The organism is Micromonospora sp. B9E7 (assembly GCF_039871815.1).
In the GTDB taxonomy this organism is placed as follows: domain Bacteria; phylum Actinomycetota; class Actinomycetes; order Mycobacteriales; family Micromonosporaceae; genus Micromonospora.
In genome coordinates this window covers 1-23,667 of sequence record NZ_JBDPLX010000028.1, presented here as the reverse complement: position 1 = coordinate 23,667, position 23,667 = coordinate 1, and the positions used below count along the sequence as shown (strand labels likewise).

Here is a 23,667-nt window from a genome sequence, read left to right as displayed (position 1 = left end):
TTGGCGGCGTTTCGGCCGCCGCGAATATTTCGGTGGTCCGGCGGGGCGGATCACCCCGCCGGACCACAGTTCTGTCGGTCAGATGGGATAGGTACGGGCAACCGCCAGCATCTCCGAGCTGTGCGATCCGACGACGCCGACGGCCGGCGGGCGGGGCCGGAAGCCGGGCAGCGCGTCCAGACCGTCACTGGCGTCCATCGCTCGCAGGGCGACCGGGCCGTCACCCGAGCCCGTCGGGTACATCGTCAGCGCGATTTCGACCCCCTCCGCTGGTGGTGCGTGGAACACCAGGCCGAAGCCCCAGGGCTTCTGCGTCGCCATCCGGGCAACGTCGTACTGCCGTCCGTTCACCGTCGCCGACGTCACCTCCGTCGGTCCGTTCACGTGCAGCGTGAGCAGGCGGACCGGGCGCTGCGGGAGGACACGCACCCGCACCAGCCGTTCATCACCGGAGCGGGTGTCGGAGAGCACCTCCACCTTCGGTGCCGGCAGGTTCGCCGCCGGTGCCGGCCCAGCCCGCAGCTCACCGTCGCCGAGTCCGGGGAAGTCCTCGACCGTGGTGACCCCGTCCACGTAGCCGTCCGTCCACGGCTGCGGGTCACTCTCGTGGCTGAGCCAACGGGCCTGACCGGTGCCGGCGTCCATCGCGTACATCAGGTGGGTGGGCGCGGGGTGCGCGGCGTCGAAGCGGTCGACGGCCAGCCCGACCCCGGCGAGCACCAGCGCCGCCACGGCGGCGGCCCCGGCCGGGAGCGCGCCGAGCCGCCGGGCCCGCAGCGCCAGCAGCCCGCGCTGGCCACCGGCCTGCGGGTGCAGCAGGTCGACCACCGGCAGGGCGACCAGGCCGAGCAGCACCGCGACCAGCGCGGCAACCCCGCCCATGCCCATCCCCAGCGCGGGGAAGAGCAGCACCACGGTGGGCAGCAGGATGAGCACGCCGACGGCCGCGGCGGCGGTCACCGCCACCACCGGCCACGGCCCGGTCTGCCGGGTACGCAGTGCGACCAGCCCACCGAGGGCACCGGCCAGCGCCGGCAGGGTGGTGAGGTACGCCCCGCCGGGCACCGCCACGGCGAGCAGCACGCCGAGCAGCGCCAGCCAGGCCAGCCCGCCGACGGCGAGCGCGGCCGGGCCGATCCGACGGCGGGTCAGCGCGTACCAGGTGAACAGGATGGCGACGGCGAGCGCCAGCACGGCCAACCGGTACCAGATTGGCCGGTACGGGTCGAGCAGTTCGGCGTACCCCGGTCGGATCGTGGTGATCGCCAGCCAGAGCAGCTGGGCGGCGGCCGGCGCGGCGACGATCGGCACCAGGGCCAGCCCGAAGCCGGCGGCCAGCCGGCCGATGCTGGCCCGGCCCTGCCGACGGGTCAGCCAGCCCAGGGCCGCCACCGCGATCACCGCGAGCAGGGCCAGCGGCAGGGTGAGCGTGCCCGGGTAGCGGACCAGGCCGCCGGGGACCGGGAAGTAGGTCGCGTCGTGCCCGGAGCCCAGGTCGGCCAGGTCGGTCTCGCCGAACTCCCGAGCCAGACCCAGCGCGTTGTCCCCGTGCTGCTGGAGGCTGCCCCGGTCCATCGCCGCCGGAGTGTCCAACGGTGTGTGGTAGATCGCCCCGCCGTCGATGTACGCCGAGTTCAGCCCGACGAACTTCTGGTCCAGGAACGCGGTGAAGTCGGTGTCGTTGGGCAGCGCGCGGTAGATCTCCACCGCGAACGAGGTGCCGACCGGATGCGGGGCGGCCCGGCCGAAAGCGTCCACCAGCTTCGCGTTGTTCCGGGACGTCTCGAACATGATCACCGGGCCGGTGGAGCCCCGGGCCTCCAGGTTGAGCACCACCCCGCCGTCGGCGGCCAGCGGGTGACTGGCGGCGAACGCCGACGCGCCGCACAGGCACGCCTCCTCGGCGTCGGTCAGCACGAAGACGATGTCGTTGCGCGGGTGGGGGCCGGTGGTGAGCGCGCGGGCCACCTCCAGGATGGCCGAGGTGCCGGCGGCGTCGTCGTTGCCGCCCGGCCCGGTCTGTACCGAGTCGTAGTGGGCGACCAGGAAGATCCGGCCCGTCGACGCGGTGCCGGGCAGCCGGGCCACCACGTTGCGGACGCGGGCGAAGGTAGCCCCGCCCGCCGCCCCGCTGAGCTGGCCGGCCTCCGGTGCCACCGTGTCCTGCACCTCGGTCTCCAGACCCAGCCCGCGCAACTGCTGCTCGATGTGCGCGCGTACCTGGTCGTTGGCCGGGCTGCCGGCGACGTGCGTCCGGGCCGCGATCACCTGGACGTCCTCGTACGCCCGGCCGGCGCTGAACTCACCCGCCGGCGCGTCCGCCGGCTTCGGCGTCGGGGTGCGCAGGTCGAGCAGGCTGCCGGCGCCGACGGCGGCCAGCGCGACCAGGGCCGCAGCGGCGGCCAGGAGCCGCCGGCGAGGTCGCGTCAACGCCCGGTCGGCCGGGGGTACGCCCCGAGTCGGGCGGGGCGGCGTGCCCGTCGTGACCGGGGTGGTGGGTGCGCCCACGGGAACTCCTCGGGGGGTGGTGGGGCCTGGGGTGGCACCATCCTGCCCCTCGGTGCCCGCCGACGGGATGGCCGGTACGCCCTACCTCGACCGCCGCCCGGTCCGTCATGCGGGCGGGCAGTGACGCGGTCCATCCCCCTCCCCGCCCGCGCCGGAGGCACCGTGTTGTGTGCGACCGTTGTGTAATACAGGATCAGCAGGGCACTCGGAAGGAGCCCGACATCACCAGCGAACTCCCGCGCCTCGCGGCGGTGACCCGGCCGACCCGGGGACCCGGTCTGACCGGTTCCCCCGTCGTGCCGTACCCGCATGGCGGCCTGGCGCGGCACGCCAACCTGCCACCGGGTGAGCGGTTGCGGGTGTTGCTGGTGGAGGACGACGAGGGCGACGCCTTCCTGGTCGGTGAGCTGCTCGCCGAGACGAATTCGATGATCGACCTGCTGGTCGCCACCAGCCTCCGGGAGGCGCGGCAGCGGATCGGCGACGTGGACTGCGTCCTGCTCGACCTGGGCCTGCCCGACGCGCAGGGGCTGGACGGGCTGCGCCAGGTGCTGGAGATGTCCAGCGGCGCTGCGGTCTGCGTGCTGACCGGCCGCTCGGACGAGCACCTGGGCGTCGTAGCGGTCGCCGAGGGTGCGCAGGACTACCTGGTCAAGGGTCAGGTCGACGGGGTGTTGCTGACCCGGGCGCTGCGCTATGCCGTGGAGCGTAAGCGCGCCGACGAGAACGCCCGCCGACTGCGCGAGGTCGAGCTGCGTCAGGCCGAGTCGGCCCGCCTCGAACGCGGCCTGCTGCCACAGCCATTGATGACTACCGACCAGGTGGCGGTGCACACCTTCTACCGGCCCGGCCGGCACGCCGCGCTGATCGGCGGGGACTTCTTCGACGTGGTGCAGACCCGCCCGGACCGCCTCGACCTGATCGTCGGCGACGTCTGCGGGCACGGCGTGGACGAGGCTGCGCTCGGCGTCGAGCTGCGGGTGGCCTGGCGGGCCCTGGTGCTCGCCGGAGTGCCGGACGACGAGGTGCTGCCCGCGCTGGAGCAGGTGCTGATGAGCGAGCGCCGCCTTCAGGAGATCTTCGCGACGGTGGCCACCACCAGACTGGACCTGGACGCCAACCGGGCCACCGTCCGACTCGCCGGGCACCCGCCGCCACTGCTGCTGTCCGGCGGCCGGGTCGCCCCGGTGGCCGCGCCCGGTGGCCGACTGTTGGGTGTACGCCCCCGCCGGCCGATCGCCTACGACCTGGAGTTCGACACCGATGACTGGTCCCTGCTGATGTACACCGACGGCCTCATCGAGGGGCGGGTGGGCGAGGGCAACGAACGCCTCGACGTGCCGGGCCTCAGTGGGTTGCTGGACGAGCCGGCCAACCGCGAGGTGTCGCTGCCCGAGTTGCCGGCCTGGCTGGTCGGTCGGGCCGAGCGGCTCAACGGGGGCCCGCTCGCCGACGACGTGGCCATGCTGCTGGTCAGCCGGGGTGGTGGCCGGTGAAGCCGGTGGTCGGCGGCTGGAGTCTGCGCCGCCGGGTCATCACCCTGCTCACCGTCGTGGGCTTCCTGTTGATCGGCCTGGCCGGCGCGGAGGCGGCGATGGCCGCCCGCAACCGCACCCAGATCGACGCGGTCCTGAACCAGACCGGCCCGTTGCGGGTGCAGTCGCAGGAACTGCTCAACGCCCTGCTCGACCAGGAGACGGCAGTCCGTGGGTACGCGGTCAGCGGTAAGCCGGCCGACCTGGGCCCGTACCGGGACGGGCTCGCGCAGGAGCAGAGCGTCGTCGCCTCGATGCGGTCGCTGCTCCACGACTATCCGCAGATCGGCCAGGAGATGCGGATAGTCGAGGAACGCGCCACACAGTGGCGGCAGTCCGTGGCGGAGCCGGTGATCACCACCACCGAGCGGAGCGGCACCCGCGCGGGTCAGGCGTTGATCACCGACCAGGCCCGGCAACAGTTCGACCAGCTCCGCGCGGCGGTGAACGACCTCCAGGCGGAGATCCTCAGCGCCCGGGAGCAGGCTGCCGACAACGTGCGGACCAGCAGCAACGTGCTGGTCGTCCTGCTGATCGTCGCCGCCCTGGTGGTGGTCGTGGCCGGCGCGGTGCTGCTGCTCTCGCTGGACCGGATGGTGATCCGGCCGCTGACCGGCCTGGCCACCCAGGTCCGCGAGGTCGCCGAGGGTGACTACCAGCACCGCATCGCCACCGTCGGCCCGCCGGAGTTCATCCAGCTCGGCGACGACGTGGACGCGATGCGTCAGAAGATCGCCGCGGATCTGGCCGAGGTGCGGGGTGCCCGCGAGCGCATCGAGTGGGTCAACAGTCAGCTCCAGAAACAGGCCGAGGAGCTGACCCGGTCCAACCGTGACCTGGAGCAGTTCGCGTACGTGGCCTCGCACGACCTGCAGGAGCCGCTGCGCAAGGTCGCCAGCTTCTGCCAACTGCTGCAACGCCGCTATGCGGGGCAGTTGGACGAGCGGGCCGACCAGTACATCGCGTTCGCGGTGGACGGCGCTCAGCGGATGCAGCGTCTGATCAACGACCTGCTCGCGTTCTCCCGGATCGGCCGGCTCACCACCGGCTTCGTGGAGGTCGACCTGAACAAGGTGATGGGCGACGTGGCCGGTCAGACCGAGGCCGCCCGGCAGTACGCCGATGCTGAGCTGACCTGGACCGAGCTGCCGGTGATCTCGGGTGAGGAACCGCTGCTCACCAACCTGTTGGCCAACCTGGTCAGCAACTCGATCAAGTTCCGCCGGGCGGACGTGCCGCCCAGGGTGCACATCTCGGCCCGTCTGGTGGGCACCGAGTGGGAGATCAGCTGCGAGGACAACGGCATCGGGATCGAGCCGGAGTTCGCCGACAAGATCTTCGTTATCTTCCAGCGCCTGCACTCGAAGGACGCGTACCCCGGCACCGGCATCGGGCTGGCCATCGTCAAGAAGATCGTCGAATACCACGGCGGCCGGGTCTGGGTGGACACCGACGTGGCAGAGGGCACCGCGATCCGCTTCACCCTGCCGGCCCTTCCGGCGGACGTGGAGGCGGCGGCTGCCGCCGTCGACTCGCCGGACCAGCCGGCGGCCCTGACAGCGGGCGACACGACGTCCCCGAACGAGACTCCGGCAGCGCTGCCCGAGCAGTCCGGCGGGTCGGACCGGCCGGACCGGGCCGACGAGCCGTCGGGAAGCGGTAGAACGGGTGACATGAGGGAGACGGTGGGATGACCGCGCCGGCGGATGGCAAGAGCCCGATCGAGGTCCTGCTCGTCGAGGACGATCCGGGTGACGTGTTGATGACCCAGGAGGCGTTCGAGGAGCACAAGCTGCGCAACCGGCTGACCGTCGTCTCCGACGGCGCCGAGGCGCTCGCCTACCTGCGGCGGGAGGGCCAGTACGCCGACGCGGTCGCGCCCGACCTGATCCTGCTCGACCTCAACCTGCCCCGCCGCGACGGCCGGGAGGTGCTGGAAGAGATCAAGAAAGACCAGGAGCTGCGCCGGATCCCGGTGGTGGTGCTCACCACCTCGCAGGCCGACGAGGACATCCTGCGCAGCTACCAGCTGCACGCCAACGCCTACGTGACCAAGCCGGTGGACTTCGAGCGTTTCATCTCGGTGGTCCGCCAGATCGACGAGTTCTTCGTCAGCGTGGTCAAGCTGCCGCCGCGTGGCTGACACCCTGCTCGACGATGTTGGCGACCTCCTCCGCGAGGCCGCCGACCAGGTCGTGCTGCCCCTGTTCCGCAAGCTCGACGACGACGACGTGTCGGAGAAGGCGCCCGGTGAGGTGGTCACCGTCGCCGACCGTCGGGCCGAGGAGTTGCTCTCGGCGGGGTTGCGTCGGCTGCGGCCGGGCTCGATGGTGGTCGGCGAGGAGGGCGTCGCCGACGACCCGGGGCTGCTGCGGCACCTGCGCGACGGCGGGGACGTCTGGTTGGTCGACCCCGTCGACGGCACCGCCAACTTCGCGGCGGGTCGCCGGCCGTTCGCCCTGATGGTGTCGCTGCTGACCGACGGACGACCGGCCGCCGGCTGGATCCTCGACCCGCTCGCCGACACCCTCGCCGTCGGCTCGGCGGACGAGGGCACCCTGCTCAACGGCCGGCCGGTGGACCGCACCGCCTCGACCCCACCGCTCGGCGAGCTGCGCGGGGCGGCGATGACCCGGTTCCTGCCGCCGGAGACCCGGGACCGGGTCCGAGCTGGCGGCCGGCAGCTCGGTGAGCTGCTGCCCGGCCAGCACTGCGCCGGCCGCGAGTATCTGGACATCCTCACCGGCGAGCAGCAGTTCGTCCTCTTCTGGCGCACCCTGCCGTGGGACCATGCCCCGGGCACCCTGCTGGTCCGCGCCGCGGGTGGCGTCGCCCGCCGGTTCGACGGAGCCGACTACCACCCGGCCGACGACGACCGCGGTCTGCTCGTGGCCGCCAACGAGCAGGTCTGGGCCGAGGTACGCGACGCCCTTCTCGACCGCTGATCCGCGCACTGCGCGACGACGATGAAACGCTCTGTCGACATCTGGGCGGCCCGGTGGTCAGGGGGCTGGTCAGCAGGCCGCAGTCCGGTATCGTGACCGGCGGTCTCCGCCAGCAGGCCGCCGACCGGCGCCGGCGGGGACGCCGCCGCCCAGTTGGTTCACCGGGGGCCGGCGGTCGACGGAAGGACGCTTTCGTGCCCAGGACCATGCTTCGCCCGCGGCTCGGTCGCCGCGCCCTGTTCGCTCTGCTCGCCACCGCCGCGCTGGTGCTCGGGGGTGCCGCCGTGCCCGCGTACGCGGAGCCGGGCGAGGGTGGCAGCAAGAAGCTCCAGGACGCGTTGGAGCTGACCGCCAAGGGGCACATCGAGGCGAAGGCCAAACTGGACAACTCCAAGCGTCGCCAGACGGCGCTGGCCGGCGAGCTGACGACGGTCGAGGGTCGACTGGTCGGGCTGACCGACCAGGTGGGCGAGGTGGCCGCACAGTCGTACCGGGTCGGCCGGCTCACCCCGGCGACGATGTTGCTCAACACCAGCACCCCGCAGGCGTTCCTGGAACGCGTGAGCGACCTCGACCTGATGGCCCAGCGCGATGCCAAGCGGCTGCGTGACCTCGTCGAGGCCAAGCAGCAGGCGCAGCAGGCCAAGGTCGCCATCGACGCCGAGGTCCGCGAGCAGCAGAAACAACTCGCCGTGATGGCGAAGAAGAAGAAGGAGGCCGAGGCCGCGCTCGCCGAGGTCAGCTCGGGCAGCAGCAGCGGTTTCAGCGGCGGCAGTTCCGCCTCCGCGACGCCGGCCCCGCGTAACTCGGACGGGTCCTGGCCGTCGGAGTCGTGTTCGGTGAAGGACCCGACCACGTCCGGCTGCATCACCCCGCGCACTTTGAACGCGCTCAAGCAGACCCAGGCGGCCGGCTACAAGCGGCACGTCTCCTGCAAGCGCAGCGGTGGTGGTGGCGAGCACCCGAAGGGGCGGGCCTGCGACTTCTCGGCCGCCACGAACGGCTTCGAGGACAAGAACGCGACCGGCGGCGACAAGGCGTACGGTGACAGTCTGGCCGCCTGGCACGTGCGCAACGCCGACCGTCTGGGCGTGCTCTACGTGATCTGGTACCGGCAGATCTGGCATCCCGGCACCGGATGGCGGTCGTACAGCGGCAGCGGCAGCCCCGCCGCATCCCACACGAACCATGTTCATCTCTCGATGTACTGACCCGAAGCACCAGCTTCGCTGCGTACCATCGCGACGATGAGCTCCCCACCGTCCGACGTAGCGGCCCCTCCAGCTTCCCCGGCCTCGCCCGTTCCGATCACCGGCCGGGCGTTGCCGAACGGCCTGGCCGCCTTCCTGGTCTTCTTCTCCAGCGGCGCCGTGCTGGTGCTGGAGACCGTCGCGCTGCGACTGGTCGGCCCGTACGTCGGGGTGACCCTCCAGGTGACCAGCTCGGTGATCGGCATCGCGCTGGCCGCCATCGCGTACGGGGCGTGGTCGGGTGGCTGGCTGGCCGACCGGCGCAACCCGCGTGGCCTGCTGGCACCGGCGCTGGTGCTGGCCGGCATCGCCACCGCGATCACCCTGCCGGTGGTCCGCTACGCCGGTGAGGTGCTGCGCGGCGGGGCGGCCAGCGGCATCCTGCTGCTGGTCGCGCTGGCCGTGTTCGTGCCGGCCGCGCTGCTGGCCGCGGTCACCCCGCTGGTCGTGAAGCTTCAACTCGCCGACCTGCGCCGCACCGGCCAGGTGGTCGGTCGACTCTCCGGAATCGGCACCCTCGGGGGGATCACCGCCACCCTGCTCACCGGCTTCGTGCTGGTCGCCGCACTGCGCAGCACGGTCATCCTGCTGACCCTCGCGGTGGCGCTCGGGCTGGTCGGCATCGGCCTCGGCTGGTACCTGCGCCGGCAGGAGCCCACCGAACTTCCCGGTCCGGCCCGGACCCGGGCCGCGTTGGCCGTCCTCGGCCTGGTCGGGGCGGGGCTGACCACGGTGGCACCGAACCCCTGCGACATCGAGACGGCGTACCACTGCGCCCGGGTCGCCTCCGACCCGAACCGGCCCACCGGGCGGACGCTGCTGCTCAACTCGGCCCAGCACTCGTACGTGGACCTCGCCGACCCGAAGCACCTGGAGTACGCGTACACGAAGTGGATCGGCGCGGTCGCCGACGTCGCCGCACCCACCGGGAAGCGACTGGACGCGCTGCACCTGGGCGGCGGCGGGTTCACGATTCCGGTCTACCTCACCGCCACCCGGCCGGGCACCGAGAACGTGGTGTTCGAGATCGACGGCGGGCTGGTCGAGCTGGGTGAGCAGGAGTTGGGCGTACGCACGGGGCCGGACCTGCGGGCGGTGGTGGGTGACGCCCGGATGCTGGTCGCCGGCGAGCCGACGGACAGCCGTGACCTGGTCGTCGGTGACGCGTTCGGTCACCTGGTGGTGCCGTGGCACCTGGCCACCCGGGAGATGGCGGCCGAGGTACGACGGGTGACCCGCCCCGGCGGCGTGTACGTGCAGAACGTCATCGACTACCCGCCGCTGCGGTTCATCCGCGCCGAGCTGGCCACGGTGGCGGCCGAGTTCCGGCACGTCGCGTTGATCGCGCCGCCGGAGGCACTCGCCGAGCAGCAGGGTTCCAACTTCCTCATCGTCGGCTCGGACGCGCCGCTGCCGCTGGACGCCGTCCGCGCCCGGCTGAACGAGGTGGACCCCACGGTCAGCCTGCTCTCCGGTGCGGAGCTCACGGAGTTCGTCGGCTCGGCGCTGGTGTTGACCGACGACTACGCCCCGGTGGACCAGCTCTTGGCGACCGCCTGATCGGGTGACTTTCCTGACCGATTCCGATCCTTCAGGTGTAGGTGTGTCGTACCTGGGCAACAACGGCCACCATGGGCGGTGGGGACCGGAAGAGCGCGCAACTCCTCGATGAGCGGTACCGGCTCGTCGAGCAGCTCGGCGCGGGCGGCATGTCGGTGGTCTGGCGGGGTTACGACGAGGTGTTGGGCCGCCAGGTCGCGGTGAAGGTGCTGGCCTCCCGGCTGGCCAGTGACCGGGCCTTCCGGCACCGGATCCGGGTGGAGGCGCAGGCCGCCGCACGGCTCTGCCACCCCAACATCACCAACGTGTACGACTACGGCGAGTCCGAGCAGGTCGGCCTGACCGTGCCGTACGTGGTGATGGAACTGGTCGACGGCGCTTCGTTGGCCAGCCGGCTGGGCCGGGAGGGCCGACTGCCGTGGCGGGAGGCGGTGACCATCGGCGCCGAGGTCAGCTCCGCGCTGGCCACCGCGCACGCGCGTGGTGTGGTGCACCGCGACGTCACCCCGGGCAACGTGATGCTCACCCCGACCGGGGTGAAGGTCGTCGACTTCGGCATCTCCGCGCTGGTGGGGGAGAGCGAGAAGGGGCCGGACGGCGCGCTGCTCGGCACCCCCGCGTACCTCGCTCCGGAGCGGCTCGACAACGGCCAGGTGTCCCCGGCCACGGACGTGTACGCCGTCGGGCTGTTGCTCTACCGGATGCTCACCGGCCGGCTGCCCTGGCAGGCCAGCACGACCACGCAGATGCTGCGCGCGCACATGTACAACGAACCGGATCCGATGCCGCCGGTGCCCGGCCTGCCCGACGAGGTGACCGACCTGGTGCGGCGCTGCCTGGCCAAGCGGCCCGGTGACCGTCCGGCGACCGCCGAACTGGCCCGGACCCTCGCCGAGGCGGCCGGGATGCTCGCCGCCGTTCCGGTCTCGCCGGCCGCCGGCCCACTGGATCCGGTCGCGCTGGCCAACGCCGGCACCACCATCCTGCCCTGGTCCGCGGCGACCGACGCGCTGCCGCTGTCCCGCACCCGTAACCGGAGCCGGCGGCCGGACCGGCGTCGCCGGCGGGTGGAGGCCGGGGTGGCCGCCGTCGGCCTGATCGCGGTCACCGGCGCGATGTGGGGAGTCACCTCGCGCAGCCCGGCCAGTGGGGAAGACCGACCGACCACCGAGGCTCGGATGGGCCTGCCGCCGGGGCCGACCTGCGACGTGACGTACGTGCTGCGTGCCGACACCGGCAAGGATTTCGCCGCCGAGCTGACCCTGACCAACAGCGGGAAGCAGGAACTGCGGGACTGGACGATGAACTTCACGTTCCCCGGCCAGCAGACCGTGACGAAGGCCGAGCCGACGTCGGCGCAGCAGCAGGGAAGCTCGGTGCTGATCCGACCCGCGGCCCAGCGCACCACGCTGGCGCCCGGCGCCGCCGAGAAGTTCACCCTGTCCGGGACGTACGACGGGGCCAACCCGCTGCCGGTGGAGTTCCGGCTCGGCGACGTGACCTGCGGGGTACGCGTCTCCGGGGTGGCCGGCAGCGCGCCGTCCACCGCACCGGCGAGCACCGCGGCCACCACGAAGAAGGCCCCGCCGAAGAAGGCGACGACGCCCAGTGGCTCCGGCGGTGGCGGTGCCCAGAAGGCGAAGCCGCCGAAGCCCGTGAAGGGGCCGGCGAAGCCCGGCGACGCCAAGGGGTCGGGTGGTCCGGGAAAAGGGTGAAGGCCCCTGAGGGGCGCCGTGGGCCGAAGAGGTGACGGTCAGCGTCGATCGGCGAACCGTTGGACCTGGTCGATCCCACCCTCCACGATCAGCACTCCACCCTGGGCGAGGGCCGTGTCGTCCGAGGCGTACCGGAAACGTTCACCGGGCACCTTCGCGCCGATCACCCGGACCCCGGAGCGCTCGTCCGGGCGCAGGTCGAGCAGGGTGCGCCCGACGAGTGACTCCGGAACCCGGACGGTGGCGATCGCGAAGTCGTCGTCGAACTCGACGAAATCCAGCAGCCGGCTGACGATCAGGTGCGCGACCCGGTCACCGGTCTCCGCCTCCGGGAAGATCACGTGGTGCGCGCCCACCGACGAAAGGATCTTGGCGTGTTTCTGCGAGGTGGCCCGCGCCCAGATCTGCGGCACACCCAACTCGACCAACGCCAGCACGGTGAGGACGCTCGCCTCCACCGACGCCCCGATGGCCACCACCGCCCGGGCGAAACTGGCGACGCCGAGCTGACGTAGCGCCCCCTCCTCGGTCGAGTCGGCCTGGACCACCCGGTCGAGCTGGTCGGAGAAGCGCTGGACCTGGTCCGGGTTGCGGTCGACGGCCAGCACCTCGCGGTCCATCCGGGTGAGCGACGAGGCCAGGTGGCAGCCGAAGCGGCCCAACCCGATCACCACGATGCCGCCGCCGTCCGATCGTCTCGCGGACACCTCGACCCTCCTCGCTGCTAGCCGACAATTGGTTGTTCCTGGGGGTAGCGGTAGAGCCTGCGCCGGGTGTTCAGGGCGATCGCCGACCCCAGGGTGAGGGGCCCGACCCGGCCGACGAACATCAGCGCGGTGAGCACCAGTTGGCCGCTGGCCGGCAGTTCGGCGGCGAGACCGACCGTGAGCCCGGTGGTGCTGAACACGGAGGTGACCTCGAACAGGGCCGCGACGAACCGCACGCCCTCGGTGAGCAGCAGCAGGAGCATGGTCCCGGCCGCGACCAGCGCGACGCTGAGCAGAGCCACGGTGACCGCCTGTCGCTGGCTGGCGGTGGCCACCCGGCGGCGCCCGACCGTCACGTCCGGCTCGCCGCGCAACTCCGCCCAGATGGTGAACCCGAGCAGGAAGAACGTGGACACCTTGATGCCCCCGGCCGTGCTGGCACTGCCGCCGCCGATGAACATCAGCACGATCAGCAGCGGGTAGCTCTCCTCCTGAAGCTCGGCGATGTTCAGCACGCTGTAGCCGCCGGTGCGGCTCAACGCGATCTGGGTGAACGACGCGAGGACCTTGCCCGCGGCGTCGTACGAGCCGATGGTGCTGGCGTTGGTCCACTCGGCGGCGAGCAGGCCGGCGAAGCCCAGCAACAGCAGGGCGAGGCTGCCCCAGATGGTCAGCTTCGTGGCCACCACCCACCCCGCCGGCCTGCGCCACTCACGGGCGGCCTCGAACAGGGCGGGAAACCCGAGCCCTCCGACGATCCCCCCGAACGCCAGCGGCAGCGACACCCACGGGTCGCGGGCGAAGGCCAGCAGGCCGTCGCTGTAGAGCGCGAATCCACAGTTGTTGAACGCCTGGACAGCGTGGAACACCCCCGACCAGAGGGCCCGCCCCGGCCCGTAGTCGTACGCCCACCAGAGCCGGCCGGCGACCAGCGCGGTCATCACCGCCTCGCAGGCGAAGACGGTCAACGCGATCCGACGCAGTAACCGGGCCACGTCACCGATCCCGAACTCCGCGGTCTCGGCCTGCACCAGCAGCCGGTTGCGCAGGCCCAGTTGGCGCGAGACCACCAGGATGACCAGCGCCGCGGCGGTGAGGATGCCGAGACCGCCGAGCTGGGTGAGCAGGGTGATCACCACCAGGCCCGGCCCGGACCAGTAGTTGGGGGTGTCGTTGATCGCCAATCCCGTCACCGACACCGCCGAGGTGGCGGTGAACAACGCGGTGACCAGGGGTGGACGTTGGTGTTCGACGGTTGCCCAGCGCGCCATCAGCAGTCCGGTGCCCAGCAGGATCGGCACCAGGAACCCCAGCGGCACCAGCCGCACGGGGTTGCGGAGAAACCAGCGCACCAGACAATCTTCCTGTTCCGGGCGGGTCTGGGAGTGGGAACGCCCATTCCGGAGATTCACCTGCCGGTCAGTCGCCGACCAACTCCCGGCCAAGCGCGAGCGGTCTGCTTTCTGCGACACCCTTCGATGACAGGAGACGGCGTTGCGACGTACCCTCTCGACCCTCGGCGTGGCCGGCGCGTTGCTCGCCGCCGCCGTGGCCGTGCCCACCATGGCCGCCGCCGAGCCCTCGACCGGGGCCGACCGCACCCGGGCGAACGACCGCCCGATCGTGATCGGTCACCGAGGTGCCAGCGGCTACCGGCCGGAGCACACCCTGGAGGCGTACCGGTTGGCGATCCGGATGGGCGCCGACTACATCGAGCCGGACCTGGTGTCGACCTCCGACGGCATCCTGGTCGCCCGGCACGAGAACGAGATCTCCGGCACCACCGACGTGTCGACCCACCCGGAGTTCGCGGCCCGCAAGGCGACCAAGACCATCGACGGTGTCGCCGTGACCGGCTGGTTCACCGAGGACTTCACGCTGGCCGAGCTGAAGACGCTGCGAGCCAAGGAGCGACTGCCGCAGGTCCGGGTGGCGAACACCGCCTTCGACGGCCGCTTCGAGGTGCCCACCCTCCAGGAGGTCATCGATCTGGCCCGGACCGAGGGGCGGACACGGGGCCGCACCATCGGCATCTACCCGGAGACCAAGCACCCGACCTACTTCGCATCGATCGGCAAGCCGTTGGAGGAGCCGCTGCTGAAGGTGCTGCGGCAGAACAAGCTGGACCGCAAGAACTCGCCGGTCTTCATCCAGTCGTTCGAGACGGCGAACCTACGTCGGCTGAGCCGGCTCACCGACGTGAGGCTGGTCCAGCTGCTGGACGCCACCGGCCGCCCGTACGACTTCACCGTGGCCGGTGACACCCGCAGCTACCAGGACCTCGTCACGCCGGCCGGGCTCAGGTGGATCGCCGGGTACGCCGACGGCATCGGCGCGAACAAGAACCTGCTGGTGCCCCGGAACGCGGCCGGCGCCCTGCTCGCCCCCAGCAACGTGGTGCGCGACGCGCACCGCGAGCGGCTGCTCGTGCACTCCTGGACGTTCCGCGCGGAAAACCAGTTCCTCCCGGTGGACTTCCGGATCGGCACCGATCCCAACGCTCGCGGCGACATCACGGCCGAGTACGAACTCTTCCTCGGCCTGGGCCTGGACGGCGTCTTCAGCGACCACCCGGACACCGCCGTCGCCGCCCTCGCCGGCCTCGCCGGGAACTGACCCCTGCGCCCGTCGGCGGGGAACCTGCCCGCCGAGCCGACCTCGGCAAGGAGCTGATCCGCTCCGGCCGACCGCTGGGCCGATCACGCCCGGCCCACACGCTGGCCCGTCGTCCGCCACCCGGACGACGGGCCAGCGGCGCGTCCGCCTTCGAGCGGGGTGCCGAGCGCGGCCCGGGAGACCTGGCGGTGTGATCGACTCCAGGTCGGCGATCTGGGGGTGTCCGGCGCTCGGGACGGCACCACTTCGCCAACGTGGAGTCGATCATCGGGCGGGTACCACCTGAGGTGTCGCAATGGCTCACGTCGGCGGCGCGCAGCCGGCCGCCCCGGATGAGAGAACATGGCGGGCCGACACGCCGCGCAACCCTTCCCATGCGTACGGTTGTTCGACAGTATTGTCGCGTCGAGCGGAAGGAGCGGCGCATGGCGGATAAAAGCGCCATCGAGTGGACGGAAGCAACCTGGAACCCAACCACAGGTTGTGACCGCATCTCGTCGGGCTGCGACAACTGCTATGCGATGATCCTCGCGAAGCGCCTGAAGGCGATGGGCTCGGCCAAGTATCAGACTGATGGCGACCCCCGCACCTCTGGGCCGGGATTCGGGGTCGCGCTCCACCCCGACGCCCTCGATATCCCGCGACGCTGGCGTGATCCTCGAACCGTCTTCGTCAACTCGATGTCAGACCTGTTCCACGCGAGGGTTCCTCTCACGTACGTGCTGCAGGTCTTCGACGTAATGCGCGAGACGCCGCGTCACACCTTTCAAGTGCTGACGAAGCGCGCATCTCGGCTCGCCAAGGTTGCTCATGATCTGGACTGGCCGCCGAATGTCTGGATGGGCGTGAGCGTAGAAGACGACAGCCAGAGATCCCGAATCGACTTCCTTCGGCAGGTGCCGGCGGCGGTTCGATTCATCTCTGCCGAACCGCTGCTTGGCCCGTTGGCAGACTTGGACCTCTCTGGAGTCGACTGGCTGATCGCGGGTGGCGAATCGGGCCAGGGCTGTCGACCGATGGATGCTTCCTGGGTTGCCGACCTCCGCGACCAATGTGATCGGGCGAGGACTGCCTTCTTCTTCAAGCAGTGGGGTGGCCGCACACCCAAGGCCGGCGGGCGTCTACTCGACGGTCGAACCTGGGATGAGATGCCGACGCCGCGCCTACCCGCCGCCGCATAATCGCAGCCGGTCGGCCTTCCGCCGAGGTCCAGCATCTCAGAGTTGCCGGATGGGATCCTTCCAGAAGTCCCCGACGCCGCTGTGGTTGATGAGACCTTGACGGTGCAACGATTTGACCGCGTGCCGCGCATGACGCGTCCACGCCTGGCCAAGAACTCCCCGGTAGACCTCGGGCACTCGCTCTGCCAGCTGTACCGGGCTCGATTCCGCGAGCAGCCGAACGATGTTCCGCTCAACGACTTGCGCCACCCGCGGTAGTGCGCTGTTTACATGTGCCGTGCGATCGAACGGGAGTGACCCGAACAGGGTGTCGTGGCTCATCTGGCTGTCGTAGCGGGCTTCCTCTAAGTCCACGCCGGCTTGGCCCACGGCATCGGCGAAGTGCCAAGCGCCCTCTGTGTGTCTCGTAAACAGCATCAGGACATACTTCGGCGAGAGTTCCGGGCGCGGTCGGACCGGCATAGTGACCGCGCTATAGCTCGTTCCCGCCGTCAACCGCTTCTCGTACTCTGCGCCCACTTTCAGAGCTACCTCAGTCGCGGTCTCCTCATCCCGGTCACCGTTGACCCTGGCAAAGTGTTCCTGCCACCAGTCATCGCCGAGAAACCTCGTGAGGTGGTCGGCCGTCTTCTGTTCAGCAGGAGACAGTCGGCCACCCCGGGACCGCGCTACCTGGACCGCTCGTCCCATCCTCGCGATAGCAGAGACGCTGAAGTGAAGGAGCACCTCCGTCGGCGGGGAAGGAGGCCGACCGAGGAGCCCTGAGCGCACGAGTCCGAAATCGAGCGCCAGGCCAAACGGATCGAGGAAGGCAAAAAGTGAGGCCTGACGAGCAACCGAGAGGACCTCCGGCAAATGATCTGCCACGTCGCCCTGTCGGAGGATGCGCCTCGTCGAGCCGCCGCGCTGCTCTAGAACCCGTTGTAGGTTCGTGAAGTGGGAGGGATTCTTCTCCACGAAGAAGAGCAAGACGTTCCGAAAGCTCCTGACCGTGTCGGCACATCGAGACAGCAGCAGCGGCGATCCTTCCTCCCCTTCATCCTCGTACTCGCCTCGTCCCGCGTAGCCATCGAGGAAGACGACTGGTTTGCCTTGGCCGGTCTTCGAAGCGAAGACGACGGGGTAACGCTTCAGGATGCCGTGCTTGAGTACGGCAGCAGCCTTGCGCGACCGGAAGAAGTCGTCATGCGCCGACATTGGAGCCCCTTCACGTCACCATTGGTGATGTGAAGGTAGCGAAGAGTGCGGTCCGGTTTCGTCCTGCCGTTCGCGCAGAGGTGCGCCCCGGAATTCGTCACGCCGCCCACCAGCCCAAATAGCCGACGGCTGGCAGTTCGGCGCGGCGTCGGTGTCCTCGATCTGACAGTTGGACGAGTCAGTCCTGTGGGCGCTCAGCTACGTAGGTGCCGCGGCCGGGCTGGCCGGTGATCAGCTCGCGATCGTGAAGGAGCGAGAGCGCCCGCGAGGCTGTGTTCATGTGCACGGCATAGGTCTCGGCGAGCTCCCGGGTGGAGGGCAGCTTGTCGCCCGGCCTCAGTTCACCGCTCTTGATCTTCGCGGCAATCTCGTTGGCGATGCGACGATATGGGGCTTCTGCTGTGGGCATGGTGAGGACTCCGGTCGGTTCGGCGTCTTCGATCATGCCGGCCTACACCAGTTACTGCAACAGGCTGTGGTGTCGCTGCTTCGCAAGGTCGACCTACACAAGTATTTGGTGTAGGTTGTTGATGTCCGGCTCCGGTTGGTTCGGCAAACCCTCGGGGTTGCGGGCGTGAGGTGGGCTCCGCGTTCGTACCGCCGACGAGGGCTGCGGGCGTGGGGTCGGGTGGTCCGGTGTGCGTCCCCTATCCGCACACCGGGCCCCCTCCAGGCTGAGACGTTGGGAAAGGCGGTGATCGCGCGCATGGCGGGGGATCGGTTCGTGGTGCATCTACCGGTGGTTGCGGCAGACCTGCCTGGCGCGCTGCGGTTCGCGCGGGCGATCACCCGGGCGCTGGGTTTCCTCGCCGACGTGGACCGGGCCGAGACGACGGTGTCCGAGGAGGACGCTCAGTGCGTACGTCATAGGGTCTTCTGCGACAGCCTGCTCGACAGCCGTCGGCGCTGCCCGCGCGCGGCGGCCCACGACGGTCCCTGTGGTTGACCGAACGGGGCAGATGGGGCGAGGCGACACAGATCTCGGGTGGTCCGTGGAGGTTCAGGCCACCGGGAGCGCCGGCTCTCCGGTGGTCGTGCGGTCCGTTGTAACCTTCGGCCACCTCATTCCTGTTACTTGTGTGTTTCTGCCACATAGCTCGTGGGTGACGTCACTTCTAGCGTGGGCCGTCACGAAGAAGTTCTCTCCCTCCGAGTCCTCATGTGGAGTCGCAATGACGGTCCGGACGACGCGGCGGGTGTTCCTCTCCGCCGCCACGATGATGGCCGCGGCGCTGGCCGCCACGGCCTGTGGTAGCCCGCAGGACACCGCCACCGGCGGCGGCGACAGTGCCGCGCCGGTCAAGGTCGGCTTGGTGTACTCCCAGTCGGGTGCCCTGGCCAGCTACGGAAAGCAGTACATCGAGGGGTTCAAGGCCGGGCTCGACTTCGCCACGAAGGGAACCGGCAAGGTCGGCGACCGGAAGATCGAGCTGACCGAGGTCGACGACGCGGGTGACCCGGCCAAGGCGGTCTCCGCCGCGAAGGACCTGATCGGCAAGGGCACGAAGATCATCGCCGGCTCCACCGCCTCCGGTGTGGCACTCCAGGTCGCGCCGATCGCGGCGCAGAACAAGGTCCTGTTCATCTCTGGCCCGGCCGCCACCGACGCGGTGACCGGCGCGAACAAGTACACCTTCCGCTCCGGTCGGCAGTCCTACCAGGACGTGGTGACCGCCAAGTCGTTCATCGGCGACCCGACTGGCAAGAAGGTGGTGGTCTTCGCCCAGGACGGCGCGTTCGGCGACGCCAACGAGGCGGCCGTCAAGGCCGTCATCGGCACCGCGGGCGCCACCGTGAGCAGTGTCCGGGCCCCGGCCAGCGCCACCGAGTTCACCCCGTTCGCCAGCCAGATCAAGACCGCCAAGCCGGACCTGCTCTTCGTGGCCTGGGCCGGCACCACCGCCCCGGCGATGTGGCAGACCCTCGACCAGCAGGGCGTGCTCGCGTCCACCACCGTGGTCACCGGCCTGGACATCCGTGCCTCGTGGCCGACCTTCGGTGCCGCCGGCACCAAGATCTCCTTCCTGTCGCACTACTTCGACGGTGCCAGCGACACCGAGGCCAGCAAGGCGCTGAAGGCCAAGGTCAACACCATCGACCTGTTCCACCCGGACGGCTTCGCCGCCGCCCAGATGGTGGTCCGGGCGGCGCAGGAGGGCGGGGACGACGTCGACAAGATGGTCACCGCGCTGGAGGGCTGGAGCTTCGACGGGGTCAAGGGCAAGATGACCATCCGAGCCGCCGACCACGCGCTGCTCCAGCCGATGTTCCAGGCCAAGCTGACCGGTAGCGGCACCGAGTTCACGGCGACCGCGCAGAAGAGCCTCACCGGTGACGAGACCGCGCCACCGGCCGTGGCGATGAAGGGCTGACCCATGCTCGCCACCCGCGGTCTGACCTGGCGGATCGGTGAGGTCGCCATCGTCGACAGCGTCTACCTCGACCTCGAGCCCGGGGAGTTCCTGGGCGTGATCGGGCCGAACGGCGCCGGCAAGACCTCACTGTTCAACCTGATCACCGGCCTGCGCCGGGCCACGGAGGGCCGGATCACCCTGGACGGGCAGGACATCGGGGCGCTCCCGCCGCACCGGCGGGCCCGCCTCGGATTGGGCCGTACCTTCCAGGCGTCCTCGGTCTTCGGCTCGCTCAGCGTGCGGGAGAACGTCCGGCTCGCCGTGCAGGCGCACCGCGGGGGCTCGATGGCACTGTGGCGGCGGGCGGGCTTCCTCGCCCCGGACGCCGTCGCCGATGGTTGGGACGCCGCAGGCCGGATCGTCCCGCCGATCGAGGTGGCCGCCGCGAGTCTCGCCGAGTGCTGCCGATGGGGGGCGCAGCAACTCGGCGCCCTGCCCGACACCGAGCGCCTGGCGGCACTCGTCGAGCGGGCGGTGGTCGCCGCGGACGCCAGCGGAATGCCGCTCTTCGCCGCCTGGCGGGCCATGCCGCTGCCGGATCTCAGCCCGGGGGCCCGGACCGCCGCCGGGCTGCGACTGCTCCGCGAACACTTCACCGGCGCCTACCTGTTGGCGGTGCGCGCCGCCGGGATGACCGCGCTGGAGGCGGTGCTGTCCGGGCCGGAGGGGGAGGCCGGGGCGGTGGCCTGCGGCTGGCCGCCGCCGTACCCGCCGATCGGGCCGTTGGTGCGTCGGCGACTCTGGGCCGAGGCTGTGACCAACAGACTGGCCGCGCCGGCGTTCACCGCCCTCGGCCCGGCCGACTGCACCGAGTTGGTGGAGTTGCTGCACCGCACCCGGGCCGCTCTCGCCTGAGCCCTCCGCCGCCGGAAAATGGGCGGCGTCCGACGAGGTTGGCTGCCAGGATGTTCTGCCGTGACCCTTCCCGCTGGTTGGACTACGCGCAGGCCCACGCTCGCCGACGTGCCCGCGATCCTCGCGGTGGTGCACGCCGCCGACACCTTCGCCATCGGCCATCCCGACTTCGACGCGGAGGACGTCGCGGCGTCGCTGACTGCCCCCTACTTCGACCCGACCCGGGACTCGTGGCTGGCGGTCGACCCGGATGGTGACGTGGTCGGCTGGGCGACGGTGGACAACCCCACCGGGGTCGGCCGGGAGTTCGTGGAGGTCTACGTCGACCCGGTACGCGCCGCGACCGTCCGGGCGCCGCTGTTGGCCCGACAACTGGACCGGGTCGCCGAGCGCGCCGCCGAGCGAGGGCTGCCATCGCTCACCGTTCGTTGCGCGGTCTTCGCGCCGGAACGTGACTGGGAACGGAACCTGCGCCAGGTCGGGTTCACCCTGGCCAAGAGGTACGTCCGGATGAGCGGGCCGCTGACCGACCTGCCCGAACAGCCCGTGGGGTCGTCCGGTGTGACGGTGCGGCCGGTACGCCCCGACGACGAGGCCGACCTGCGGGAGTTCCACCGGATCTCCGAGACCGCCTTCGCCGACACGGCCGACCACGAGCCGGTGTCGTACGAGCGGTGGCGGGCCCGGATCGGTGACCTGAACGCCTGGGACGAGTGGTTCGTCGCCGAGGTGGACGGGGTGCCGGTCGGCGCGTTGCAGTCCTCGGACCAGGCGCTCGACCAGCAGCAGGGCTGGGTGAAGAGCTTGTCGGTGCTGTCCGCGTACCGTCGGAGGGGTGTGGGTGCGGCGCTGCTGCGCCGCGCCTTCGCCCGCTACGCCGAGAAGGGGCGGCAGTCAGCCGGCCTGGGCGTGGACCTCACCAATCCGACCGCCCCGCTGTCGCTGTACGAGTCGGTGGGTCTGCGGCAGATCCTGTGGACCGACATGTACGAGCGCTCCGTCCCGGCCGTCGGTGTGTGATTGACGACCCTGGTCGGGCCCGACCGGCGACCCGGTCGACGGCGGTAGCAGACTGGGAGCGTGCGATACGCGCTGCTACGCCGACGCGGTGCCGGTGGGGCGGGACCGCAACTCGGTGACGTAGTCGTCCGGGGCGCCCGCCTTCTCGGCGGCGTTCGCGATCTCGGACAGATACCACGACGTCGGCAGGCCACCCTCGTACCCGTTGAAGACGTAGATCCACGCGGTCACGTCGCCGTCGAGGGTGGAGACCCGGACGTGCAGCTTGCGGTACGTGCCGGCGGTCACCCCCTCGAGCTCGTCGAGCTGACCCGCGTCGTACGGGTGGATGTCGTAGAGCGCCACGAAGACGCGGTCACCGGGAGACTCGACCAGGGTGCTCACCGCGCCCTCCCAGCCGATCACGTCCGCCCCGGCGAAGGTCAGCCGCCAGCCTTCCAGCCAGCCGGTGCCCACCATCGGCGAATGCGGACAGTAGGCACGCATCCGGGCGGGGTCGAGATTTGAGCCGTAGGCGGCGTGATGACGCACGGCGATGACGATAGCCCGGAAGACGGGTGGGGGAGAATACGACTGTGCGTGTCGAATGCGCCCAGGAGAAGAAAGTCACTGTGAGCATGGACGAAGGGCGAACGCTGTGAGCCGGATCGTGATCATCGGCGGGGGGCCGGCCGGGTACGAGGCGGCCCTGGTCGCCGCCCAGCTGGACGCCGATGTCACCGTGGTGGAGGCGGACGGTGCCGGTGGGGCCTGTGTGCTCTCCGACTGCGTACCGTCGAAGACCTTCATCGCCAGCTCGGGGGTGGTCACCGGCTACCGCGACACCGAGGAGTTCGGGGTGCACTCGGACGGCCTGGAGGCGGTCACCGTCGACGCGCGGGCGGTGCACGAGCGGGTGAAGCGCCTGGCGTTGGCGCAGTCCGCGGACATCCACGCCAAGCTGCTGAAGGCGGGTGTCACCTTCGTGGCCGGCACCGCCCGGCTCGGCGAGGACTCCCTCGGGCACACCCACCGGGTCGTCGTCACCCCCGCCGACGGGGGCGAGGAATACTCCATCGCCGCCTCGACCGTGCTGGTCGCGACCGGTTCGACACCCCGCCAGCTGCCCACCGCCGTACCGGACGGTGAGCGCATCCTGACCTGGCGCCAGGTGTACGACCTGCCGGAGCTGCCCGAGCACCTGATCGTGGTCGGCTCGGGTGTGACCGGCGCGGAGTTCGCGAGCGCGTACCTGGCGATGGGGGTCGAGGTCACCCTGGTCTCCAGCCGCGACCGGGTGATGCCGCACGAGGACGCCGATGCCGCGTCCGCCATCGAGCGGGTGTTCCGCAACCGGGGCATGGAGATCCTGAACAACTCCCGGGCCGACGCGGTCCGGCGTACCGCCGACGGCGTCGAGGTGGAGCTCTCCGACGGCCGGAAGGTCACCGGCTCACACGCGTTGATCACGGTCGGCTCGATCCCGAACACCGCCGACCTGGGCCTGGTCGAGTACGGGGTGGAGTTGGGCCGGGGCGGCTACGTGACCGTCGACCGGGCCTCCCGGACCAACGTGCCCGGCATCTACGCCGCCGGCGACTGCACGGGTGTGCTGCTGCTGGCCAGTGTCGCCGCCATGCAGGGCCGGATCGCCATGTGGCACGCCCTCGGCGAGGCGGTCCGTCCGCTGCGGTTGCGTACCGTGGCGGCGAACGTCTTCACCGATCCGGAGCTGGCCACCGTGGGTGTCTCGCAGGACGAGGTGGACGCGGGCAAGGTGCCGGCCCGCCAGGTGATGTTGCCGCTGTCCGGCAACGCCCGGGCGAAGATGGACGACCTCGCGGACGGCTTCGTCAAGCTCTTCTGCCGGCCGGCCAGCGGTCAGGTGATCGGCGGTGTGGTGGTCGCCCCGAAGGCCAGCGAGCTGATCCTGCCGATCACCATGGCGGTGGAGAACAACCTGACGGTCAACGAGCTGGCCCAGACCATCACCATCTACCCGAGCCTGTCCGGCTCGATCACCGAAGCGGCCCGCCAGCTCATGCTCCACGAGCTGGAGTGGGGGGGGGGGGGGGGGGGGGGGGGGGGGGGGGGGGGGGGGGGGGGGGGGGGGGGGGGGGGGGGGGGGGGGGGGGGGGGGGGGGGGGGGGGGGGGGGGGGGGGGGGGGGGGGGGGGGGGGGGGGG

19 protein-coding genes and 1 pseudogene are annotated in these 23,667 nt (G+C 70.9%); 14 read left to right on the top strand and 6 right to left on the bottom strand.

From position 1 onward, the window contains the following. Window positions 1–78: 78 nt before the first annotated feature. Entirely contained in the window at window positions 79–2,508 is a 2,430-nt protein-coding gene (locus ABGB10_RS30180; protein WP_347664384.1) for a M28 family peptidase, read from the bottom strand. A 296-nt stretch (window positions 2,509–2,804) separates the two neighbouring features. Here ABGB10_RS30180 and ABGB10_RS30175 point away from each other — a divergent pair, with 296 nt between their 5' ends. The 7 genes from ABGB10_RS30175 (at window position 2,805) to ABGB10_RS30145 (ending at window position 11,513) form a co-directional block, all read left to right on the top strand. Further along, window positions 2,805–4,004, top strand: coding sequence for a fused response regulator/phosphatase (locus tag ABGB10_RS30175; protein ID WP_347664383.1), 1,200 nt, complete (start codon window positions 2,805–2,807; stop codon window positions 4,002–4,004). Beyond that, the gene (locus ABGB10_RS30170; RefSeq protein ID WP_347664382.1) at window positions 4,001–5,737 is read left to right on the top strand and encodes an ATP-binding protein; all 1,737 of its coding nucleotides are present in this window, start codon (window positions 4,001–4,003) and stop codon (window positions 5,735–5,737) included. Before ABGB10_RS30175 ends, ABGB10_RS30170 begins: the two co-directional genes overlap by 4 nt. Beyond that, on the top strand, window positions 5,734–6,186 hold the full coding sequence (locus ABGB10_RS30165) for a response regulator (protein WP_088987503.1): 453 nt from the start codon (window positions 5,734–5,736) through the stop codon (window positions 6,184–6,186). The genes ABGB10_RS30170 and ABGB10_RS30165 overlap by 4 nt, the downstream gene beginning before the upstream one ends. Then, window positions 6,179–6,988 (top strand): inositol monophosphatase, encoded by an 810-nt coding sequence (locus ABGB10_RS30160; protein ID WP_347664381.1) that lies wholly within the window; start codon window positions 6,179–6,181, stop codon window positions 6,986–6,988. The genes ABGB10_RS30165 and ABGB10_RS30160 overlap by 8 nt, the downstream gene beginning before the upstream one ends. Window positions 6,989–7,194: 206 nt before the next feature. Further along, a complete protein-coding gene (locus ABGB10_RS30155; RefSeq protein WP_347664434.1) occupies window positions 7,195–8,199 on the top strand; it encodes a hypothetical protein in 1,005 nt (334 codons plus the stop codon). Window positions 8,200–8,235: 36 nt separating this feature from the next. Beyond that, a complete protein-coding gene (locus ABGB10_RS30150; protein ID WP_347664380.1) occupies window positions 8,236–9,798 on the top strand; it encodes a fused MFS/spermidine synthase in 1,563 nt (520 codons plus the stop codon). A 71-nt stretch (window positions 9,799–9,869) separates the two neighbouring features. Next, window positions 9,870–11,513 carry a serine/threonine-protein kinase gene (locus ABGB10_RS30145; RefSeq protein WP_347664379.1) on the top strand — a complete coding sequence of 548 codons (1,644 nt, stop codon included), beginning with the start codon at window positions 9,870–9,872 and terminating at the stop codon, window positions 11,511–11,513. A 38-nt stretch (window positions 11,514–11,551) separates the two neighbouring features. Here ABGB10_RS30145 and ABGB10_RS30140 read toward each other — a convergent pair whose 3' ends face one another. Together ABGB10_RS30140 and ABGB10_RS30135 are read right to left on the bottom strand one after the other, a co-directional pair. Next, complete coding sequence (locus ABGB10_RS30140; RefSeq protein WP_347664378.1) at window positions 11,552–12,220, bottom strand: TrkA family potassium uptake protein; 669 nt, start codon at window positions 12,218–12,220, stop codon at window positions 11,552–11,554. A gap of 17 nt (window positions 12,221–12,237) precedes the next feature. Beyond that, complete coding sequence (locus ABGB10_RS30135; RefSeq protein ID WP_347664377.1) at window positions 12,238–13,572, bottom strand: potassium transporter TrkG; 1,335 nt, start codon at window positions 13,570–13,572, stop codon at window positions 12,238–12,240. Window positions 13,573–13,714: 142 nt separating this feature from the next. On the opposite strand from ABGB10_RS30135, the gene ABGB10_RS30130 reads away from it, so the two are divergent. Then, window positions 13,715–14,836: a glycerophosphodiester phosphodiesterase gene (locus tag ABGB10_RS30130; protein WP_347664376.1), complete on the top strand. Its 1,122-nt coding sequence runs from the start codon at window positions 13,715–13,717 to the stop codon at window positions 14,834–14,836. Between the two features lie 425 nt (window positions 14,837–15,261). Then, window positions 15,262–16,017 (top strand): phage Gp37/Gp68 family protein, encoded by a 756-nt coding sequence (locus tag ABGB10_RS30125; protein WP_347664375.1) that lies wholly within the window; start codon window positions 15,262–15,264, stop codon window positions 16,015–16,017. Window positions 16,018–16,053: 36 nt separating this feature from the next. Here the strand turns inward: ABGB10_RS30125 and tcmP are convergent, their stop codons facing one another. Then, complete coding sequence (gene tcmP, locus ABGB10_RS30120) at window positions 16,054–17,214, bottom strand: three-Cys-motif partner protein TcmP (RefSeq protein WP_347664374.1); 1,161 nt, start codon at window positions 17,212–17,214, stop codon at window positions 16,054–16,056. A 178-nt stretch (window positions 17,215–17,392) separates the two neighbouring features. After that, window positions 17,393–17,659: a winged helix-turn-helix domain-containing protein gene (locus tag ABGB10_RS30115; RefSeq protein WP_347664373.1), complete on the bottom strand. Its 267-nt coding sequence runs from the start codon at window positions 17,657–17,659 to the stop codon at window positions 17,393–17,395. 261 nt (window positions 17,660–17,920) lie between these two features. Here ABGB10_RS30115 and ABGB10_RS30110 point away from each other — a divergent pair, with 261 nt between their 5' ends. From ABGB10_RS30110 to ABGB10_RS30095, 4 genes are all read left to right on the top strand, one after another. Further along, complete coding sequence (locus tag ABGB10_RS30110) at window positions 17,921–18,160, top strand: hypothetical protein (RefSeq protein ID WP_347664433.1); 240 nt, start codon at window positions 17,921–17,923, stop codon at window positions 18,158–18,160. Window positions 18,161–18,386: 226 nt separating this feature from the next. Further along, window positions 18,387–19,586, top strand: a complete 1,200-nt coding sequence (locus ABGB10_RS30105; protein ID WP_347664372.1) for a substrate-binding domain-containing protein — start codon at window positions 18,387–18,389, stop codon at window positions 19,584–19,586. A gap of 3 nt (window positions 19,587–19,589) precedes the next feature. Then, window positions 19,590–20,483, top strand: coding sequence for an ATP-binding cassette domain-containing protein (locus tag ABGB10_RS30100; protein ID WP_347664371.1), 894 nt, complete (start codon window positions 19,590–19,592; stop codon window positions 20,481–20,483). A gap of 60 nt (window positions 20,484–20,543) precedes the next feature. Continuing rightward, a complete protein-coding gene (locus tag ABGB10_RS30095; protein WP_347664370.1) occupies window positions 20,544–21,503 on the top strand; it encodes a GNAT family N-acetyltransferase in 960 nt (319 codons plus the stop codon). 75 nt (window positions 21,504–21,578) lie between these two features. Here the strand turns inward: ABGB10_RS30095 and ABGB10_RS30090 are convergent, their stop codons facing one another. Beyond that, window positions 21,579–22,034 (bottom strand): gamma-glutamylcyclotransferase, encoded by a 456-nt coding sequence (locus tag ABGB10_RS30090; RefSeq protein ID WP_088946172.1) that lies wholly within the window; start codon window positions 22,032–22,034, stop codon window positions 21,579–21,581. 106 nt (window positions 22,035–22,140) lie between these two features. Here ABGB10_RS30090 and ABGB10_RS30085 point away from each other — a divergent pair. Continuing rightward, window positions 22,141–23,541 (top strand): annotated as a pseudogene (locus ABGB10_RS30085) (NAD(P)H-quinone dehydrogenase); the annotation flags it as partial. Window positions 23,542–23,667 lie beyond the last annotated feature (126 nt).

Excerpts from the sequence above, each read along its gene's own strand:
- ABGB10_RS30155 (WP_347664434.1), top strand. The coding sequence starts at position 7,195 with ATGCTTCGCCCGCGGCTCGGTCGCCGCGCCCTGTTCGCTCTGCTCGCC.
- ABGB10_RS30165 (WP_088987503.1), top strand. The coding sequence starts at position 5,734 with ATGACCGCGCCGGCGGATGGCAAGAGCCCGATCGAGGTCCTGCTCGTC.
- ABGB10_RS30145 (WP_347664379.1), top strand. The coding sequence starts at position 9,870 with ATGGGCGGTGGGGACCGGAAGAGCGCGCAACTCCTCGATGAGCGGTAC.
- ABGB10_RS30110 (WP_347664433.1), top strand. The coding sequence starts at position 17,921 with ATGGCGGGGGATCGGTTCGTGGTGCATCTACCGGTGGTTGCGGCAGAC.
- ABGB10_RS30100 (WP_347664371.1), top strand. The coding sequence starts at position 19,590 with ATGCTCGCCACCCGCGGTCTGACCTGGCGGATCGGTGAGGTCGCCATC.
- ABGB10_RS30105 (WP_347664372.1), top strand. The coding sequence starts at position 18,387 with ATGACGGTCCGGACGACGCGGCGGGTGTTCCTCTCCGCCGCCACGATG.
- tcmP (WP_347664374.1), bottom strand. The coding sequence starts at position 17,214 with ATGTCGGCGCATGACGACTTCTTCCGGTCGCGCAAGGCTGCTGCCGTA.
- ABGB10_RS30150 (WP_347664380.1), top strand. The coding sequence starts at position 8,236 with ATGAGCTCCCCACCGTCCGACGTAGCGGCCCCTCCAGCTTCCCCGGCC.
- ABGB10_RS30125 (WP_347664375.1), top strand. The coding sequence starts at position 15,262 with ATGGCGGATAAAAGCGCCATCGAGTGGACGGAAGCAACCTGGAACCCA.
- ABGB10_RS30115 (WP_347664373.1), bottom strand. The coding sequence starts at position 17,659 with ATGATCGAAGACGCCGAACCGACCGGAGTCCTCACCATGCCCACAGCA.